Below are 18,863 nucleotides of genomic sequence, written 5' to 3'. Positions count from 1 at the left end.
ATATAGAGGAAGGCATAAAAGGAGGAGCACATGGATACAACGGTAGCGACGGCCAAGCTGGTCATTATTACGGGAATGTCGGGCGCCGGCAAAACGATCGCCGTGCAAAGCCTGGAAGATCTCGGATTCTTCTGCGTCGATAATTTGCCTCCGGTGCTCATCCCGAAATTCGCCGAGCTCATTGATCAATCGAACGGAAAGATCGGCAAAGTGGCGCTTGTGATCGATTTGCGCGGACGGGAGTTTTTTACGGCCTTATCCGAATCCTTGCATTTTCTTCGAAACAACTCGACGATCAGCTTTGAAATCGTCTTTCTCGACGCCCGCGACGACGTGCTCGTGCAGCGCTACAAGGAAAGCCGGCGCAGGCATCCGCTTGCGCCCGACGGCATGCCGCTCGAGGGCATTCATCTGGAGCGGCGCATGCTGCAGGATCTGAAAGGATCGGCCTCGCTCGTCATCGACACCAGCAGCTTAAAGCCGTCGCAGCTTAAGGACCGGATTATATCCCGCTTTGTAAGCGGGGGGCAGAGCACCTTGTCCGTCAACGTCATATCGTTTGGCTTCAAATACGGCATCCCGATCGATGCCGATTTGATTTATGACGTGCGGTTTTTGCCGAATCCGCATTATGTCGATCAACTGAGGCCCCATACGGGGCAAAATCCGGACGTATACGACTATGTGATGAAGTGGCCGGAAACCCAGCAGTTTCTGACGAAGCTGCTCGATATGCTCCAGTTTCTCATTCCGTTGTATCGCAAGGAGGGCAAGAGCCAGGTGGTCATCGGCATCGGATGCACGGGCGGCAAGCATCGTTCCGTCGCCATTTCGGAATATTTGGGACGGATGCTTGGGGCCAGCGATACCGAACGCGTGCGGGTGACCCACAGGGATGCTGACCGCGATAAGCATTAGCGGGGGGAGGGTATGGAGAATAAGATGAAACAGGAACGCCCGAAAATCGTCGTCATCGGCGGAGGAACGGGACTGTCCGTCATGCTTCGCGGTCTGAAGGAGAAGCCGATGGATATAACGGCAATCGTGACGGTGGCCGACGACGGCGGGAGCTCGGGCATTCTGCGCAAGGAGCTTCAAATGCCGCCTCCCGGCGATATCCGCAATGTGCTGATGGCGCTTGCGGATGTCGAGCCGCTATTGACGGAAATGCTGCAGTACCGCTTCAACAACGGCAACGGCCTGGCGGGCCACAGTCTGGGCAACCTGATGCTGGCCGCCATGTCGGATATTGCCGGCGATTTCGTCAGCGGCGTCCGCGCGCTGAGCAAGGTGCTTGCCGTCCGCGGAAGAGTGCTGCCGGCCGCCGGCCAGGCTATCGTGCTGAAGGCCGAGATGGCGGACGGCTCGATCGTCGTAGGCGAATCGATGATCCCGAAGGCGGGATTGCCGATCAAGCGGGTATTTATCGATCCCGAGAACGTGGAGCCGCTGCCGGAAGCGATTCAAGCCATCAACGATGCCGACGCCATCTTGATGGGTCCGGGCAGCTTATATACGAGCATTATCCCGAACCTGCTCGTGCCGAAGCTGGCGGAGGCCATTGTCCGGTCGACGGCCGTCAAGCTGTTCGTCTGCAACGTCATGACCCAGCCGGGGGAGACCGACGGCTACACGGTCAGTATGCATGCGGACGCCATCGAGAAGCATATCGGCGCTCGGCTGTTTAATTACGTCATCGTAAACGACGGCGAGATTCCTCCGGAGGTGAAAGCCAAATACGGAGAGAAAGGGGCCCACGAGGTCCCGCTTGATCTCGAGGAGCTGAACAAGCGCGGTTATACGGTGATTGCCGACCGCCTCGTCCTGTTCCGGACTTATCTTCGTCACGATACGGAACGCCTTAGCCATCATATTTATAAGCTAGTAGAGAACTGGATGTTGCGAAAGAGGGGATAAACGATGTCGTTTGCGGCACAAACCAAAAAGGAACTGACGCTGATCGAGGCGGATGCCTGCTGCGAGAAAGCGGAGCTGTCCGCGCTTATTCGGATGAACGGTTCCGTGAGCCTGTCCAGCCGCAAGGTCATTCTCGATATATCCACCGAAAACGCAGCTATCGCAAGGCGTATTTATTCGCTTGTCAAACGGCTCTTCGAGGTTCATACCGAGCTCCTTGTCCGGAAAAAAATGAGGCTGAAAAAAAATAATGTCTACATCGTGCGTATTCCAAACCGCGTTCAGGAAATATTAAGCGAGCTGAGGATCGTCTCGGAAGGCTTCCTGTTCCAGGATGGCATCGATAAGGAAATTATTCGCAAGCCGTGCTGCAAACGCGCTTATTTGCGCGGCGCCTTTCTCGCCGGCGGCTCGGTTAACAATCCGGAAGGCTCCTCGTATCACTTGGAAATCTCCTCGATGTACCAAGAGCATTGCGGGGCGCTGGTGGAGCTGGCGAACAAATTCGATCTGAACGCGCGCTGCATCGAGCGCAAGAAGGGCTTCGTCTTCTACATGAAGGAAGGCGAGAAAATAATCGAGCTGCTGAACATTATCGGCGCTCACCAAGCGCTCTTCAAGTTCGAGGATGTTCGCATTATGCGGGATATGCGCAATTCGGTGAACCGAATCGTCAACTGCGAGACGGCGAACCTCAACAAAACGATCGGCGCGGCCGTGCGGCAGATCGAAAACATCAAGCTGCTGCAGCGAGAGGTCGGCTTGGAGAACTTGCCGGAGAAGCTGAAGGAAGTGGCCGAAATCCGTCTTCAACACCCCGATATGAACTTGAAGGAAGTCGGGGAGCTGCTGAAAGGAAAGGTAAGCAAGTCGGGCGTCAACCACAGGCTGCGCAAAATCGACGAGCTGGCTGAAAAATTAAGGAGCACTTGAGCTTTTACTCCTAGTGCATCCGATGCTATAATGATATAATAATGTGTGCATCGATTTCCCGGCAATCGCCTTCGCGGACGGACAACTTCGTTCGGGACGAAGCGCGGGGGTGCCCGTGAAGGTCGAATCCGCAATTGAAGTTACCGGTTATTAACATGAAATGATGATTATGATATAGGGGGTAATTCCATGGCAAGACTTCCTGTTGTCGTTCGGTTGAAAACAGGTCTGCATGCAAGACCGGCAGCGTTGTTCGTTCAAGAAGCGAACAAATTTTCCTCTGAAGTATTTGTGGAAAAAGATGATAAAAAAGTAAACGCTAAGTCGATCATGGGCATTATGAGCCTTGCGATCAGCTCCGGCACGGAAGTATATATAAGTGCGGAAGGTTCCGACGCGGATCAGGCTGTAAACGCTTTAGTCGCACTTGTCAGCAAAGAGGAACTGGAGAACCAATAATAGGTCTCCAGCGCCTCGACAGGACGATATATTCCGAAACCGAAAGCTCCTTTTTGACGGAGCTTTTTTTTACGTTTATCTTCGCGTAAAAGGATTTAGAGCTGCTTCCATTTCCGTTCCAGCTGACGCGGTTCGTAGCGGCGCATCAGCTCCAGAAGCTCGCCCGGCTCGCTGGACAGATTGATCAGGCTCAAATGGCTTTCGTTCGAAAAGCCGGCGTCAATGCTGCTATGGACGAGATCCATAAGCGGGTTGAAATAGCCTTGGACATTGAGCAGGCCGACCGGCTTCCGATGGATGCCGATCTGCGCCCAGCAGAGCGCTTCGAACAATTCCTCGAACGTACCGAACCCGCCGGGCAACGCGATAAATCCGTCCGCAAGATCCGACATCTTCGCCTTCCGTTCATGCATGTCCGCCGTCTCGATAAATTCGGTTAAGCCCGTATGATTGACTTCACCGCTGAACAATCCTCTCGGCATGACGCCGATCACTTCGCCGCCTCCGGCCAATACGGCGTTCGCCAGTTCGCCCATAAGGCCGATGCGGGAGCCGCCGTAAACCAGGCGGATGTTGCTTTGCGCCAGCAGCGCGCCAAGCTCGGCGGCTTTGCTCTTGTAGTCCGGATGGGTTCCGAGATTGGAACCGGCATATACGCAAATCGTTTTCAAACCTTCCACTCCAAACTATATGTAGTTTTGTCACTTGTTCATTATACTATATATTGATTGAAAGAAAACAAAAAAAGCGTTTGTCCCGAAGAACAAACGCTTTTTCGCTTGATTGGTTACGACGGATTATTCACTTTCTCGATCACCTTATCGACAAGACCGTATTCCATCGCTTCCTGCGCGCTCATGAAGTAATCGCGGTCCGTATCCTTATCGATCCGCTCAAGCGGCTGGCCGGTGCGCTCCGACAGAATGCCGTTCAGCTTGTCGCGCATCTTCAGAATGCGACGGGCGCGAATTTCGATGTCGCTCGCTTGCCCTTCCGCGCCGCCGAGCGGCTGGTGAATCATGACCTCGCTGTTCGGGAGCGCGTAACGTTTGCCTTTCGCGCCTGCCGCGAGCAGGAACGCGCCCATGGATGCGGCCATGCCGACGCAAATGGTCGACACGTCGGGCTTGATGTATTGCATCGTATCGTAGATGGCCATTCCCGCAGTGATGGAACCGCCAGGGCTGTTAATGTAGAGGGAGATGTCCTTTTCCGGATCGTCTGCCGTCAGGAACAACATTTGCGCGATAATCGAGTTGGCGACTACGTCGTTTACGCCGGTGCCGAGGAAAATAATGCGGTCCTTCAAAAGCCGGGAGTAAATGTCATAGGCGCGCTCGCCTCGATTGTTCTGCTCAATAACCATTGGAACGAAATTCATATCCACTTGTATTCCCTCCTCGATCTATCACTTTGAGATTGGTAATGTACACTCATCATAACGGATTCGCGGTTAAAAGTCAAAGATGGTCAAACCGGCGTTCAACCGCCGGTTTTTCCGTCTTTCCATCTATCCTTCAGCGGTACGATGCGGCCGAATACGGGGGTGCTCGGCGACGACAGCCTGCTGTCGACGGAAAAGTAACCGTGCCGCATAAATTGGTATTTGCTTTCGGGGGCCGCTCCCGCCAGACAAGGCTCCAGCATGCAGCCTTTCAACTCGACCAGCGAATGGGGATTTAACCGCTGTTTCCAATCGGCCGGCGGCTCCCCGCTTTCGTCCTCCTCCAGCAGCAGCGTGTCGTACAGCCTGACGTCGGCCCGAACCGCATGACTCGCGGAAACCCAATGAATCGTTCCTTTTACTTTCCGCCCGGTGAAGCCGGAGCCGCTTCTAGTCAGCGGATCGTATGTGCAGCGGAGCTCGACGATTTGCCCGGTGGAATCGTCCTTTACGATTTCCTGCAGGGCGATGTAATAGGCGCCCTTGAGCCGAACCTCCTGGCCGGGAGCAAGGCGATGAAACCCTTTGACCGGCTGCTCCGCGAAGTCGTCCTGTTCGATATAAAGCTCCTTCGAGAAGGGCACCTTCCGGCTGCCCATGCCGGGGTTCTCCGGATTGTTCGGGAGCTCCAGCTCCTCCGTTTGCCCGTCCGGGTAATTGGCCAACACGATTTTCAGCGGGCGAAGGACGCCCATGACGCAAGGGACGGCGGCAATCAGTCCGCTCCTGAGCTTATGCTCGAGAAGGCTGATGTCGACGGTCGTTGCATGCCTTGCGATGCCGACTTCCTCGAGAAACGCTTTTATGCTGGCCGGCGTATAACCTCTTCTCCGCAGCCCCTTTAACGTAAGAAGCCGCGGATCGTCCCAGCCTTCCACGTGCCCGTTGGCCACCAGCTCCCGCAAATAGCGTTTGCTCGTAACGGCGCGCGTCAGATTAAGCCGGCCGAATTCCCGCTGAACGGGAGCGGGTGCGATGCCTAGCGTGTTCAGCACCCACTCGTACAACGGCCGGTGCTCCTTGAATTCGACGGAGCATAACGAGTGGGTAATGCCTTCGATCGCATCCTGGAGCGGATGGGCGAAGTCGTACATCGGATAAATGCACCACCCGGTTCCGGTCCGGTAATGCGGCGCATGAATTATCCGGTATAGCACGGGATCGCGCATATTCATATTGGGCGAGGCCATATCGATTTTGGCGCGCAAGACGCGGGCGCCGTCCGGGAACTCTCCGCTTCGCATTCGGGCGAACAAGTCGAGATTTTCTTCGATCGTCCGGTTGCGGTAAGGGCTGTCGCGGCCGGGCTCGGTGAGCGTTCCCCGATAATCGGCCATTTCCTCCGCGCTCAAATCGCATACATAGGCTGCGCCTTTTTCGATCAGGGCAACCGCATACCGGTATATGCGTTCGCTGTAATCGGACCCGTAATAAATATGCTCCCCGGGATCGAAACCAAGCCATTTCATGTCCTCGACAATCGCACGGACGTATTCGCTGTCCTCCGCGAGCGGATTCGTGTCGTCGAACCGCAGATGGAAGACGCCGCCGTACTTCTCTGCCAGCGCATAGTTGATCCGGATCGCAAAGGCGCTGCCGATATGCAGATAGCCATTGGGCTCGGGCGGGAACCGCGTCCGCATGCCTCTTTCGTCGAGCTCCAGGCCTTCGAATAAATCGGATACGGCAGCGGTACGCCCCCGCGTTTCGTGGCTGCTCATGTTGAATAACACCTCCGTAAAGTGTATGCAAAATAAAAAAACTCCCGCCACCAAGACGATTAAAGTCTTGGGGACGAGAGTTCGCTTCGCGGTGCCACCCCGGTTCGCCGGCATGTCGCCATGACGGCCTTGTCAGGTACGGGCCGAGCGGCCGTTAGCGGCTTCGCACAGACGATACCTTAGCTCTGTAACAGGAGCTCCTGTCATAGCCTCCCCTTGCAAGGCCAAGGCAGCAAGGATCGGTATGAGGCTCGGAGGCTTGTTTCGATAAACCGTCCTTCGCCCCTTTACAGCTGCCGGGGCTCTCTGGAGAAGGCTCGCGTTTATGTACTCTTCTCTTCATCGCCGAAATATTTGGAATATTTCAATTAATTTAAACGAACGACCGGCCGAAGTCAAGCCCAATTATGGTTATGCCGTTCGCGGGCCGATAGGACCTTATAACGCGCATCCGCTCGACCTAATCATCACCGCCGGTTAAGCAGGAATAGCCGGACGATGTAAGGTTGAGGTTATGGGCAGAAAGGCTTCTTTTCCGTTGCAATAAAAAAACCGCCTTGGATCAAGGCGGTGTTCTTCTATGTATGGCGCGCCCGCTAGGAATCGAACCTAGATCTCAGGCTCCGGAGGCCTACGTCATATCCATTGGACCACGGGCGCATAAAAAACGAAAGCAAGATTTATTATAAAGCTTTGGAATGAAAAAAGCAAGGGCTAATTCAAAAATTAATTTTGTATAAAAGGTGACGGCAAGCGTTTTCAGTCCCTTGCGCATCCTGTCGATTTTAGCTAAGATAAATGTGGGACTTAAAATGTTCCCCCGGGACATAAAACGTCCAATACTGAAGCGCAATCGGACCCGGTACATACATGCCGAGGCTGACCAACCTTCAGGCCAACAGGAGTGAAAACGAAAAGATGCATCAGATCCTTGAACTGCAGCAGCAGCTTCTGCCCGATCTGTTGGATGTCATGTCGAAGCGCTATTCCATATTGCATCAGGTTATGCTCTCCGATCTTATTGGCCGCCGGACGCTCGCATCGGCACTCGGAATGACGGAGCGGGTACTGCGCGCCGAGACGGATTTTCTGAAGTCGCAGGGCTTGCTGGAAATATATCCGAACGGCATGCGCATCAGCGAAGCGGGCAAGGAACTGGTAGAGAAGCTCGAGCCTTTCTACAAATCGCTTACCGGACTGTCGCAATTGGAAGAGAAAATCCGGTCGCATTTCGGCTTAAAGCAAGTGATTGTCGTAGCCGGCGATGCGGACAGCTCCGCGCAAACGAAGAAAGAGCTCGGCAAGGCGGGAAGCCAAGTGCTCGGCAGAGTGCTGCGGCCGAACGATGTCGTCGCCGTCACCGGCGGATCGACGATCGCGCAAGTGGCCAACCAGCTGACGGCCCCGCAGCCGCTCAAGACGAACTTGTTCGTGCCGGCAAGAGGCGGGCTTGGCGAAAGCTTGGATTATCAAGCGAACACGCTTGCTTCGACGATGGCCAAGCGCACCGGAGCGAATTACCGGCTGCTTCACGTTCCGGATCATCTGGGCGAAGAGGCGTTCGCCTCGATTATGCAGGAGCCCAACATCCGCGAGGTCGTGGACGTCATCCGCAGCGCAAGGATCGTCGTGCACGGCATCGGAGAAGCGGCGGTTATGGCGAGACGGCGGAAGCTGGACCGGCGGGAAATCGACGCGATGACCCAGGACGGCGCGCTTGCGGAAGCATTCGGCTTTTATTTCGATAAGAACGGCTCGGTCGTGCACAAAATGCAAACGGTAGGGTTACGGCTGGAGGATATTGTTAACACTGAGGTTGTTATCGGAATTGCCGGAGGCAAAAGCAAAGGCGAAGCGATCGCCGCCATCATGCGGTTCGGCCATGACGACGTGCTTGTAACCGACGAGGCCGCCGCGCAGCAGATCGTCGCGATGATCGAGGGCGGTCAAGCTTGACAGACCCTAAGAAGACGCCATCTTGATGAGGCACGCTTGGCATGGAGCCTGTAAGCCGTGCTTTGTCTTGAACATATATTCCATATCTCAATTTTTAGGAGGAGTTAAACAATGGTTAAAATTGGTATTAACGGTTTTGGACGCATCGGCCGTAACGTATTCCGCGCAGCGCTGAACAACCCGAACGTGGAAGTTGTCGCTGTCAACGACCTGACCGACACGAAGACGCTGGCTCACCTGCTGAAATACGACACGACGCACGGCAAACTGGCTGCTACGGTTGAAGCGCAAGAAGGCGCGCTGATCGTCAACGGCCGCGAAATCAAAGTATTTGCGGAGCGCAACCCTGAGAACCTGCCTTGGGCGGCTCACGGCGTTGAAATCGTCGTTGAATCGACGGGCATCTTCACCGCGAAAGAAAAAGCCGAGCTTCACCTGAAAGGCGGCGCGAAGAAAGTTATCATCTCCGCTCCGGCTACGAACGAAGACATCACGATCGTTATGGGCGTTAACGAAGACAAATACGATCCGGCAGCGCACACGATCATCTCGAACGCTTCCTGCACGACGAACTGCCTTGCGCCTTTCGCTAAAGTACTGAACGACAAGTTCGGCATCGTAAAAGGCATGATGACGACGGTTCACTCGTACACGAACGACCAGCAAGTGCTTGACCTGCCGCACAAGGACCTGCGCCGCGCCCGCGCTGCAGCCGAAAACATCATTCCTTCGACGACGGGCGCAGCGAAAGCCGTTGCCCTCGTATTGCCTGAACTGAAAGGCAAGCTGAACGGCATGGCAATGCGCGTACCTACGAAGAACGTTTCCGTAACGGACCTCGTGGCCGAGCTGAAAGTAAACGTAACGGTCGAAGAAGTGAACGCGGCGTTGAAAGCCGCTTCCGAAGGCCCGCTGAAAGGCATCCTGAACTTCTCCGAAGAGCCGCTTGTATCGAGCGACTACAACGGCGATCCGGCTTCCTCGACGATCGACTCGCTGTCGACGATGGTTGTCGAAGGCAACATGGTGAAGGTCGTTTCCTGGTACGACAACGAGTGGGGCTACTCCAACCGCGTCGTAGACCTTGCCGCTTACATCGCAAGCAAAGGCTTGTAAGCCGAGCCCGAATTGACCGTCTCAGACTTGGTACGGAATAAGCGGACTTTCGCGAGTCGTGACCGGCTGCGTTATTCGAAATATACGGACGTCTAAGCCATTGCTTAAACCTTCTTATATTTCAGCGGGAGCGGGCTTTTGCCGCCGAAGGGCGGCGCGGCCGGATTCCGCTTGAAATACAAGGGGTTCTCAGCCCGGCTTATCCATCGCCTTATATTTCTTGCCGAAACGGTTTGTCCTTCCATAAGGACGGCGCAGTCGATTCGGCTTGCGAGAGACGTTTGAAGCCTTTTGAAGAGGGCGTTCCCGTAACAAGGAGCGCCCTTTTCTGACGGATATGATATCCTTTAATGGGTACAAGATATAGAAGCTGCGGGAGGATTACCGATGAACAAAAAAAGCGTTCGCGATGTAGAAGTTGCAGGCAAAAGGGTATTTGTCCGCGTCGATTTCAACGTGCCGCTCGAGAACGGCACAATTACCGACGACACGCGTATCCGCGAGACGTTGCCTACCATTAAGCATTTGATCGAGAAAGGCGCGAAAGTCATTCTGGCGAGCCACCTTGGCCGTCCGAAAGGCGCCGTGGTCGAAGAGCTGCGCCTTACCCCCGTTGCGCAGCGGTTGTCCGAGCTTCTCGGCAAGCCGGTGGCGAAAGCCGATGAAGCGATCGGCGACGCGGTGAAAGCGCAAGTAGCCGATCTGAAGGACGGAGACGTGCTGCTGCTTGAGAACGTCCGCTTCTATCCGGGCGAAGAGAAGAACGATCCGGAGCTGGCGAAGGCGTTCGCCGAGCTGGCCGACCTGTACGTCAACGACGCATTCGGCGCCGCTCACCGCGCGCACGCGTCGACGGAAGGCATTACGCATCATCTGCCGGCCGTATCCGGCCTGTTGATGGAGAAGGAGCTGGACGTGCTCGGCAAGGCGCTGAACAATCCGGAGCGCCCGTTTACGGCGATCGTAGGCGGCTCGAAGGTTAAGGACAAGATCGACGTCATCAACAAAATGCTCGAAATCGCCGACAACATTATTATCGGGGGCGGCCTGTCCTACACGTTCTTCAAGGCGCAAGGCTATGAAATCGGCAAATCGCTGGTCGACAACGAGAAGCTGGATCTGGCGCTCGGCTTTATTCAGAAAGCGAAGGATCTGAACAAAAACTTCCTGCTTCCGGTTGACGTTATCGTAACCGACGATTTCAGCAAAGACGCCAACACGAAGGCGGTAGGCATCGACGGCATTCCTGCGGATTGGGAAGGCATCGACATCGGTCCGAAGACGCGCGAAATTTACGCCGACGTGATCAAAAACTCCAAGCTGGTCGTATGGAACGGACCGATGGGCGTATTCGAAATCGAACCGTTCTCCCACGGCACGCAAGCCGTTGCCCGCGCCTGCGCGGAAACGGCGGGTTATACCGTCATCGGCGGCGGCGACTCCGCAGCGGCGGCCGAGAAATTCGGCCTGGCGGACAAGATGGACCATATTTCCACCGGCGGCGGCGCGTCGCTTGAATTCATGGAAGGCAAAGCGCTCCCGGGCGTCGTGGCTCTTAACGATAAATAACTATAGATAAAAACCATACAAAGAGATAAGAGTAGAGAGAACCAAACATAGATAACGGACGTTAAACTATGGAGGGATAACGATGAGAAAGCCGATCATTGCAGGCAACTGGAAAATGTTCAAGACGGTTTCCGAAGCCGAATCGTTCTTCTCCGAAGTGAAGGGCAAAGCCGAGGTCGAAGGCGTGGAGAGCGTAATCTGCGCTCCTTTTACGGCGCTTCCCGCGCTTGTGCAGGCGGCGAAGGGCACGTCGATCGCCATCGGCGCGCAGAACCTTCACTTCGAAGACAGCGGAGCTTACACGGGAGAGGTCAGCGGTATCATGCTGAAGGAGCTTGGCGTGAAATACGTCATTATCGGTCATTCCGAACGCCGCGCTTATTTCGCGGAGACGGACGAGATCGTAAACAAGAAGGTTCACGCCGCGTTCCGGCACGGCCTGACGCCGATCGTATGCGTAGGCGAGAAGCTGGAGGAGCGCGAGGCGGGTCAAACGAAGGACGTATGCAAAACGCAAACGGTAGCTGCGTTCCAAGGCTTGTCCGCAGAGCAAGCGGCTGAAGTCGTTATCGCTTATGAGCCGATCTGGGCGATCGGAACGGGCAAATCGTCCACGGCGGCCGACGCGCAGGATGTAATCGGGTATATCCGGGGCATCGTGGCAAGCTTGTACGGGGAAACGACGGCAAGCGCGGTACGCATCCAATACGGCGGCAGCGTAAAACCAAACAATGTAGCGGAATATATGCGTGAAGCAGATATCGACGGCGCGCTTGTAGGCGGCGCCAGCCTGGAGCCGGCGTCCTACATTGCGCTGGTTGAGGGGGCAAAGTAAGATGGCATCACCTGTAGCATTAATCATTTTGGACGGCTTCGGCCTTCGGAACGACGTCACCGGCAACGCGGTCGCGCAAGCGAAGAAGCCGAACTACGACCGTTATATGGCCTCGTATCCGAACTCGACGCTTACGGCATGCGGCGAAGCGGTCGGGCTTCCGGAGGGGCAAATGGGCAACTCCGAGGTCGGTCACTTGAATATCGGCGCGGGCCGGATCGTCTACCAGGATCTGACCCGGATCAGCAAATCGATCCGCGACGAGGACTTCTTTAAGAACGAAACGCTGCTCGGCGCGATCAATCATGTCAAAGCGAACAACAAGAAGCTTCACCTGTACGGCCTGCTGTCCGACGGCGGCGTACACAGTCACATCGACCACCTGTTCGCGCTGCTGGAGCTGGCGAAGCGGGAGAACGTGGCGGAGGTTTACGTCCATGCGTTCCTCGACGGCCGGGACGTAGCGCCGGACAGCGCGAAAGGCTACCTCGAGCAGCTGCAAGCGAAAATCAAGGAGCTCGGCATAGGCCGAATCGCGACCGTTCAAGGCCGCTACTACGCGATGGACCGCGACAAGCGGTGGGAGCGTACGGAGAAGTCGTACCGCGCCATGGTATACGGCGAAGGCCCTCAATATGCCGATCCGATTCAAGCGGTAGTTGAATCGTACGAAAAATCGGTTTATGATGAATTCGTTATGCCGACCGTTATTGTCGGCGAAGACGGCAAGCCGGTCGGCCTCGTCGAATCGGGTGACGCGGTTATTTTCTTCAACTTCCGTCCGGACCGCGCCATTCAGCTGGGCCAAGTGTTTACGAACGAAGATTTCCGCGGCTTCGACCGTGGGGAGAAACAACCGAAAGATCTGCATTTCGTCTGCATGACATTGTTCAGCGAAACGATCGGAGGCTACGTTGCGTATTCTCCTAAGAACCTGGACAACACGCTCGGCGAAGTGCTCGTTCAGAACGGCAAAAAGCAGCTGCGCATTGCGGAAACCGAGAAATATCCGCACGTCACGTTCTTCTTCAGCGGCGGACGCGACGTCGAGCTTCCGGGCGAAACGCGCATTCTGATCAACTCGCCGAAGGTCGCCACGTACGATCTGAAGCCGGAGATGAGCGCATATGAAGTGGCAGCCGCAGCGGTGGCCGAGATCGAGGCGGAACGCCATGACGCCATCATTCTGAACTTCGCGAACCCGGACATGGTCGGTCACTCCGGCATGCTGGAGCCGACGATCAAAGCGGTCGAAGCGACCGACGAATGCCTCGGCCAGGTCGTGGAAGCGGTGCTTGCCAAAGGCGGCGTCTGCATCATTACGGCCGACCACGGCAACGCGGATATGGTCATCGACGAGCAAGGCCGTCCGTTCACGGCGCATACGACGAACCCGGTGCCGGTTATCGTGACCAAGCAAGGCGTAGAGCTGCGCGAAGGCGGCATTTTGGCCGATCTGGCGCCTACCGTTCTGGACTTGATGGGACTGGCGAAGCCGGACGAAATGACAGGTACGTCTCTGATCAAGAAGTAATCGGGCTTAACAGCTTGACACAACCTCATGTAACAAGCCACGGTTTCGGGACGAAACCGGCTAATGCAATCGGCTAATCGAGATTCCAAGAAAATCAAAAGGAGTGTTCCTAAATGTCTATCATCGTTGACGTTTACGCACGCGAAGTGCTCGATTCCCGCGGGAATCCGACCGTAGAAGTAGAAGTAACGACCGAATCCGGCGGCAAAGGCCGCGCTATCGTTCCGTCCGGCGCATCGACCGGCGCATACGAGGCGGTTGAGCTGCGCGACGGCGACAAGGGCCGTTACCTCGGCAAAGGCGTCGAGAAAGCGGTAGAAAATGTAAACACGATCATCGCTCCTGAAGTGATCGGCCTCGACGCGCTGGATCAAGTGGCGATCGACCGCAAAATGATCGAGCTCGACGGCACGCCGAACAAAGGCAAGCTGGGCGCAAACGCGATTCTGGCCGTATCGATGGCCGTTGCCCGCGCTGCAGCCGACGTGCTGGACGTGCCTCTTTATACTTACCTGGGCGGATTCAACGCCAAGACGCTTCCGGTTCCGATGATGAACATCGTGAACGGCGGCGCGCATGCCGACAACAACGTCGACGTGCAAGAATTCATGGTTCTGCCGGTCGGCGCTCCGACGTTTAAAGAAGCGCTTCGCATCGGCGCTGAAATCTTCCACAACCTGAAGTCCGTTCTGAAGGACAAAGGCTTGAACACGGCAGTTGGCGACGAAGGCGGCTTCGCTCCGAACCTCGGCTCGAACGAAGAAGCAATCACGACGATCATTGCCGCTATCGAGCGCGCTGGCTACAAGCCGGGCGAAGACGTATTCCTCGGCATGGACGTTGCTTCCACCGAGTTCTACAAAGATGGCAAATACCACCTCGAAGGCGAAGGCAAATCGTACACGTCCGAAGAGTTCGTGGACCTGCTCGCTTCGTGGGTTGACAAATATCCGATCATCACGATCGAAGACGGCTGCTCCGAAGACGACTGGGAAGGCTGGAAGCTTCTCACCGAGAAGCTGGGCGGCAAAGTGCAGCTTGTCGGCGACGACCTGTTCGTAACGAATACGGCCCGTCTGGCGGACGGCATCGAGAAGGGCGTAGGCAACTCGATCCTTGTTAAAGTGAACCAGATCGGCACGCTGACGGAAACGTTCGACGCGATCGAAATGGCGAAACGCGCAGGCTACACGGCGGTTATTTCCCACCGTTCGGGCGAAAGCGAAGACAGCACGATCGCGGACATCGCCGTGGCAACGAACGCGGGCCAGATCAAGACGGGCGCTCCTTCCCGTACGGACCGCGTAGCGAAGTACAACCAATTGCTCCGCATCGAGGACCAATTGGGCTCGACCGCTCAATATGCAGGCAAATCCGCGTTCTACAACCTGAAAAGCTTCAAGTAAGCTTTCCATATAACGAGACAGGCAGCTCCCGGGCATCGGCTACGGGAGCTGTTTTTTGCATGTCTCTTGATAAAGACTAGAAGATCGCTTGGACACGAATGGCGAGCTCCGCCGGCGAGGCGCTTTTTTAACGGATTGGTATAAGGGCCCAAGCTGCGTCTAATAATAAGTGACGGCATTTATAGATCCAGACTGACGATAAGATGGTGAATGACGGATGGTTACCCCGACGATCGGCATACAAATGAGCATGCTTCGGAACGAAGCGGAGATTGATTTTCTGGGCACGTTGAAGAAAATAAAAGACATCGGCTACGAAGCGGTGGAATTTGACGGCTTCTACCGCCTGAAGGCGAAGAAGGTGAAGGCCGCCTTGGAGGATTACGGCCTTATCGGCATTTCCGCCCATACGCCGCTCAATTACGAGAATCAAAAAAAGATCGTGAGCGATTTGAAAAAACAAGCCGATTACGTGGCGGAAGTCGGCATTCCTTACATGATCAGCCCTTGGTTTCCGCTTCCGAAAAAACCGATTATGGCGGATGTGGACCAATACGTGGACATTGTGCGCCAATGCAGCGATGCGGTACGCGAAGCGGGGCTGCAGTTCGGCTTTTGCCATCTGGACGGCGAGCTGAAATCGTTGGGCAAAGGCAAAAGGATTCTCGAAGAGGTGCTGAAGCGAACCTCTCCCGAGGAGATGGTGATCGAGTTTGATCTTGGCTGGCTGAAGTATGCCGATGTCGATATGGAAGAGCTGCTCGGCCGTTATGCCGGGCGGGCGCCGATCGTTCATTTCCGGGATTATAAGGTGGGCCATATCGATACGGAGGTGGGGGAAGGCGTCGTCGGATACGACAAGCTGCTGCCGCTTGTCGCGGAGCTCGACATTCCTTACATCATCGTAAAGCAGACGCAGTTCGACCGGACCCCCATCGAAAGCGCCAAAAAAAGCTTCGCCTTCTTTCAAAGAGCGGGGTATGCCAGAGGCTGACTATTGTATTGGGCACGGGCATATGTTACACTGAAACTATCTGTTTATGACGGAACTCCTGTCGTTGGAGGTGGAATGTGTGGAAATCGCTCTGAAAATTTTGCTCATTATTTTTGCGCTTGGTTTGATTGCCGTAGTTCTTTTGCAAAAAGGGAAAAGCGCAGGCTTGTCGGGAGCTATCAGCGGCGGCGCGGAGCATCTGTTCGGCAAAACGAAGGCGCGCGGCTTGGAATTGTTTTTGCAACGCCTGACGATCGGACTGGCTTTCGGATTTTTTATCCTGGCCTTGATTGTCGCTTATCTGGTCAAATAAATCGCCATACCGAAAGCGGGATGTTTCCCGCTTTTTTTAATATGCAAGTTATACGGGTAATCGCGTAATGGGAGAAACGGAACGATATGGGAGACCGAACCTGCCCTGCTTTCGAAGCGAGTTTGCTCTGCAAACTTTTTAAGGCTGCACATCTTCGAAAAGCTGAGGGCAGGTTTTTTATGTATATTTTCAGGTTGGACCGCCGGGTTATAAAATGGACGAGAAATGCGGATATACGGAAACTTTTTCGTGTATACTAAATGGTATATAACAATCTATCAACCGGATGCAAGGAATGCAAGAGACAGGCATTGCTCGCGCGGCCCGGATATCGAGGTGGAACAAATATATGATTAGCGGGCAGGAGCTGCTTGATTTTATGCGGGAAACCGCTTATAAACCGATGACCTACAGCGAGCTGGAGCAAAGCTTCGGCATCGCGGACGCGGAAGAGTTTAAGCAGTTTCTGAAATTATTGAACGAGCTTGAGGAATCGGGGCAAATCTTGCGCACCCGCAACGACCGTTACGGCGTGCCCGAACGGATGAACCTGCTTCGCGGGCGGGTGCAGGCCCATGCGAAAGGGTTTGCTTTTCTCATCCCGGACGAGAAGGAGCATCCCGACGTTTACATTCATGCCAACGATTTGAAAAGCGCGATGAACGGCGATATCGTCTTCGTGCGCATCACGTCCAAAAGCGAGGGCGGCGGACGGATGGAAGGCGAAGTCGTCCGCATTATCCAGCGTGCGGTGGAACAGGTGGTCGGCACGTTCCAGAATCATGAGGCTTACGGCTTCGTGGTGCCCGACGACAAGCGGATTAACCGGGATATTTTTATACCGAAGGATGGCTTTCAAGGGGCGGTAACGGGGCAGAAGGTGGTCGTCCGGATCGTCTCCTATCCGGAAGGAAGGTCGGCCGCCGAAGGCGAAATTATCGAAATTCTCGGTCATAAGGACGATCCTGGCATCGACATCCTGTCCATTATCCGCAAGCACCAGCTGCCGGAAGGGTTCCCGGACGACGTGATGGCCGAGGCGGAAGCGGCGCCGGACTCGATCAGCGAAGAGGAAATCGTACAGCAGGGGCGCCGGGATCTGCGGAACGAAACGATCGTGACGATCGACGGCGAAGACGCAAAGGATCTCGACGACGCCGTTCACGTGAAGCGGCTGGAGAACGGCAATTATTTGCTTGGCGTCCATATTGCCGACGTCGGCTATTATGTGCGCGAGAAGTCCGCTCTCGACCAGGAGGCGTTCCGGCGGGGCACCAGCGTGTATCTGGTGGACCGGGTCATCCCGATGCTGCCGCATCGGCTCTCGAACGGCATCTGCTCGCTGAATCCGCGGGTCGACCGGCTGACGTTGTCCTGCCAGATGGAATTTGACCCGAAGACGATGAAGCGGGTGCGGCATGATATTTTTACGAGCGTCATAAGAACGACGGAGCGGATGACCTATACGAACGTGCGGCGAATCTTGACCGCGACGGAGGAAGAGCCGGAGACCGAGCTGAAGGAGCGCTACGCCGGGCTGCTGGACATGTTCGCGCTGATGGAAGAGCTGGCGATGAAGCTGCGCAGGAAGCGGATGAAACGCGGCGCCGTCGATTTCGATTTCACGGAAGCGAAGGTTATCGTCGACGAGGAAGGCAAAGCGGTCGACATCGTGAAGCGCGAGCGGTCCATCGCGGAGCAAATTATCGAGGAATTCATGCTGGCGGCCAACGAGACGGTGGCGGAGCATTTCCACTGGCTGCGCGTCCCGTTCCTGTACCGGATTCACGAGGATCCGGACAGCGAGAAGCTGATGCATTTCATGCAGTTCGCGGCCAATTTCGGTTATGTCGTCAAAGGCAAGGGCAACTCGGTTCATCCGCGCGCCCTGCAGACGCTGCTGGACGAAATCCGCGGCACGAAGGAAGAGACCGTCATCTCGACGATGATGCTCCGTTCGATGAAGCAGGCGAAATACGATGCAGAGAGCTTGGGGCATTTCGGGCTGGCCGCGGAGTTCTATACGCATTTCACGTCGCCGATCCGCCGTTATCCCGACCTTGTCATCCACCGGGTGATCCGCGAGGTGCTCGAGAACGGCGGCATGCTGCCGGAGGCGCGCCACGACGCGCTGGCGGCGCGCATGCCGGACATTGCGCAGCATTCGTCCGAGCGCGAGCGCGTGGCGGTCGACGCGGAGCGCGACACGGAACGGCTGAAGAAATGCGAGTACATGCTCGATAAGGTCGGCGAGGAGTTCGACGGCATCATTAGCAGCGTGACGAGCTTCGGCATGTTCGTGGAGCTGGACAACACCGTGGAAGGGCTCATTCGTCTCAGCGAGCTGACGGACGATTATTATCACTTCCACGAGGTGCATATGGTGCTGATCGGCGAGCGCACCTCGAAGGTGTACCGGATCGGCGACGAGGTGAAAATCCGAGTCGCGCGGGTGAACATGGACGACCATACGATCGATTTCGAGATGGTCGACATGAAGCCGCGAAGCGGCTTCCGCGGCGTGGCCGACCCGGGCTACGGCGGCCGCAAGAAGCGGCGCGGGGGCTTCCGCGCCGAGAAGGAGCGCCCGGGCGCAGCGGCGGGCGCCGGACGCAGCCGCGGCGGCACCGCTGCGGCGGGTGGCGCGAAGCGCAGCGCCGCCGGCC

General features: G+C 55.8%; 16 protein-coding genes and 1 tRNA gene. 13 read left to right on the top strand and 4 right to left on the bottom strand.

Going from position 1 to position 18,863, the window contains the following annotated elements; translation table 11 throughout:
• Positions 1-30 precede the first annotated feature (30 nt).
• From rapZ to ACFSW5_RS23620, 4 genes are all read left to right on the top strand, one after another.
• Positions 31-918 (top strand): RNase adapter RapZ, encoded by an 888-nt coding sequence (gene rapZ / locus ACFSW5_RS23635; protein WP_379278893.1) that lies wholly within the window; start codon positions 31-33, stop codon positions 916-918.
• Positions 919-942: 24 nt separating this feature from the next.
• Positions 943-1,917, top strand: coding sequence for a gluconeogenesis factor YvcK family protein (locus ACFSW5_RS23630; protein WP_379278889.1), 975 nt, complete (start codon positions 943-945; stop codon positions 1,915-1,917).
• A 3-nt stretch (positions 1,918-1,920) separates the two neighbouring features.
• Positions 1,921-2,850, top strand: a complete 930-nt coding sequence (gene whiA, locus ACFSW5_RS23625) for a DNA-binding protein WhiA (protein ID WP_379278887.1) — start codon at positions 1,921-1,923, stop codon at positions 2,848-2,850.
• A gap of 189 nt (positions 2,851-3,039) precedes the next feature.
• Positions 3,040-3,309 (top strand): HPr family phosphocarrier protein, encoded by a 270-nt coding sequence (locus tag ACFSW5_RS23620; protein ID WP_379278885.1) that lies wholly within the window; start codon positions 3,040-3,042, stop codon positions 3,307-3,309.
• 95 nt (positions 3,310-3,404) lie between these two features.
• Here ACFSW5_RS23620 and ACFSW5_RS23615 read toward each other — a convergent pair whose 3' ends face one another.
• The 4 genes from ACFSW5_RS23615 to ACFSW5_RS23600 all read right to left on the bottom strand — a co-directional run bounded on the left by ACFSW5_RS23615 (position 3,405) and on the right by ACFSW5_RS23600 (position 7,134).
• Entirely contained in the window at positions 3,405-3,980 is a 576-nt protein-coding gene (locus tag ACFSW5_RS23615) for an LOG family protein (protein WP_379278882.1), read from the bottom strand.
• A gap of 116 nt (positions 3,981-4,096) precedes the next feature.
• The gene (gene clpP, locus ACFSW5_RS23610; RefSeq protein WP_379278941.1) at positions 4,097-4,690 is read right to left on the bottom strand and encodes an ATP-dependent Clp endopeptidase proteolytic subunit ClpP; all 594 of its coding nucleotides are present in this window, start codon (positions 4,688-4,690) and stop codon (positions 4,097-4,099) included.
• 101 nt (positions 4,691-4,791) lie between these two features.
• Positions 4,792-6,474 (bottom strand): glutamine--tRNA ligase/YqeY domain fusion protein, encoded by a 1,683-nt coding sequence (locus tag ACFSW5_RS23605; protein WP_379278879.1) that lies wholly within the window; start codon positions 6,472-6,474, stop codon positions 4,792-4,794.
• Positions 6,475-7,059: 585 nt separating this feature from the next.
• Positions 7,060-7,134 (bottom strand) — tRNA-Arg (locus ACFSW5_RS23600).
• A gap of 258 nt (positions 7,135-7,392) precedes the next feature.
• On the opposite strand from ACFSW5_RS23600, the gene ACFSW5_RS23595 reads away from it, so the two are divergent.
• The 9 genes from ACFSW5_RS23595 to rnr all read left to right on the top strand — a co-directional run.
• Complete coding sequence (locus tag ACFSW5_RS23595) at positions 7,393-8,430, top strand: sugar-binding transcriptional regulator (protein ID WP_379278876.1); 1,038 nt, start codon at positions 7,393-7,395, stop codon at positions 8,428-8,430.
• Between the two features lie 111 nt (positions 8,431-8,541).
• The gene (gap, locus tag ACFSW5_RS23590) at positions 8,542-9,546 is read left to right on the top strand and encodes a type I glyceraldehyde-3-phosphate dehydrogenase (RefSeq protein ID WP_379278873.1); all 1,005 of its coding nucleotides are present in this window, start codon (positions 8,542-8,544) and stop codon (positions 9,544-9,546) included.
• A gap of 387 nt (positions 9,547-9,933) precedes the next feature.
• The gene (locus tag ACFSW5_RS23585) at positions 9,934-11,115 is read left to right on the top strand and encodes a phosphoglycerate kinase (RefSeq protein WP_379278869.1); all 1,182 of its coding nucleotides are present in this window, start codon (positions 9,934-9,936) and stop codon (positions 11,113-11,115) included.
• Positions 11,116-11,197: 82 nt separating this feature from the next.
• Complete coding sequence (gene tpiA / locus ACFSW5_RS23580) at positions 11,198-11,950, top strand: triose-phosphate isomerase (protein ID WP_379278865.1); 753 nt, start codon at positions 11,198-11,200, stop codon at positions 11,948-11,950.
• Position 11,951: 1 nt separating this feature from the next.
• Positions 11,952-13,484, top strand: coding sequence for a 2,3-bisphosphoglycerate-independent phosphoglycerate mutase (gpmI, locus tag ACFSW5_RS23575; protein WP_379278863.1), 1,533 nt, complete (start codon positions 11,952-11,954; stop codon positions 13,482-13,484).
• Between the two features lie 113 nt (positions 13,485-13,597).
• The gene (eno, locus tag ACFSW5_RS23570) at positions 13,598-14,890 is read left to right on the top strand and encodes a phosphopyruvate hydratase (RefSeq protein ID WP_379278861.1); all 1,293 of its coding nucleotides are present in this window, start codon (positions 13,598-13,600) and stop codon (positions 14,888-14,890) included.
• 217 nt (positions 14,891-15,107) lie between these two features.
• Positions 15,108-15,884, top strand: a complete 777-nt coding sequence (locus ACFSW5_RS23565) for a sugar phosphate isomerase/epimerase family protein (protein WP_379278859.1) — start codon at positions 15,108-15,110, stop codon at positions 15,882-15,884.
• Positions 15,885-15,963: 79 nt separating this feature from the next.
• Positions 15,964-16,197 (top strand): preprotein translocase subunit SecG, encoded by a 234-nt coding sequence (gene secG, locus ACFSW5_RS23560; RefSeq protein ID WP_379278857.1) that lies wholly within the window; start codon positions 15,964-15,966, stop codon positions 16,195-16,197.
• A gap of 349 nt (positions 16,198-16,546) precedes the next feature.
• Positions 16,547-18,863: ribonuclease R (gene rnr / locus ACFSW5_RS23555; protein ID WP_379278852.1), on the top strand; the 2,317-nt coding region annotated here is incomplete at its 3' end.

This window comes from Paenibacillus thailandensis, assembly GCF_042685365.1.
Classification (GTDB): domain Bacteria; phylum Bacillota; class Bacilli; order Paenibacillales; family Paenibacillaceae; genus Paenibacillus_AP; species Paenibacillus_AP thailandensis.
Note: the sequence above shows the minus strand (reverse complement) of the source record. Positions and strands in the feature narration are given on the sequence as shown.

Bases quoted from the DNA above. Each gene is read 5' to 3' on its own strand.
- gpmI (WP_379278863.1), top strand. From the start codon at position 11,952: ATGGCATCACCTGTAGCATTAATCATTTTGGACGGCTTCGGCCTTCGG.
- whiA (WP_379278887.1), top strand. From the start codon at position 1,921: ATGTCGTTTGCGGCACAAACCAAAAAGGAACTGACGCTGATCGAGGCG.
- tpiA (WP_379278865.1), top strand. From the start codon at position 11,198: ATGAGAAAGCCGATCATTGCAGGCAACTGGAAAATGTTCAAGACGGTT.
- ACFSW5_RS23595 (WP_379278876.1), top strand. From the start codon at position 7,393: ATGCATCAGATCCTTGAACTGCAGCAGCAGCTTCTGCCCGATCTGTTG.
- gap (WP_379278873.1), top strand. From the start codon at position 8,542: ATGGTTAAAATTGGTATTAACGGTTTTGGACGCATCGGCCGTAACGTA.
- ACFSW5_RS23565 (WP_379278859.1), top strand. From the start codon at position 15,108: ATGGTTACCCCGACGATCGGCATACAAATGAGCATGCTTCGGAACGAA.
- ACFSW5_RS23630 (WP_379278889.1), top strand. From the start codon at position 943: ATGAAACAGGAACGCCCGAAAATCGTCGTCATCGGCGGAGGAACGGGA.
- ACFSW5_RS23585 (WP_379278869.1), top strand. From the start codon at position 9,934: ATGAACAAAAAAAGCGTTCGCGATGTAGAAGTTGCAGGCAAAAGGGTA.
- ACFSW5_RS23605 (WP_379278879.1), bottom strand. From the start codon at position 6,474: ATGAGCAGCCACGAAACGCGGGGGCGTACCGCTGCCGTATCCGATTTA.
- clpP (WP_379278941.1), bottom strand. From the start codon at position 4,690: ATGAATTTCGTTCCAATGGTTATTGAGCAGAACAATCGAGGCGAGCGC.
- rapZ (WP_379278893.1), top strand. From the start codon at position 31: ATGGATACAACGGTAGCGACGGCCAAGCTGGTCATTATTACGGGAATG.
- eno (WP_379278861.1), top strand. From the start codon at position 13,598: ATGTCTATCATCGTTGACGTTTACGCACGCGAAGTGCTCGATTCCCGC.
- ACFSW5_RS23620 (WP_379278885.1), top strand. From the start codon at position 3,040: ATGGCAAGACTTCCTGTTGTCGTTCGGTTGAAAACAGGTCTGCATGCA.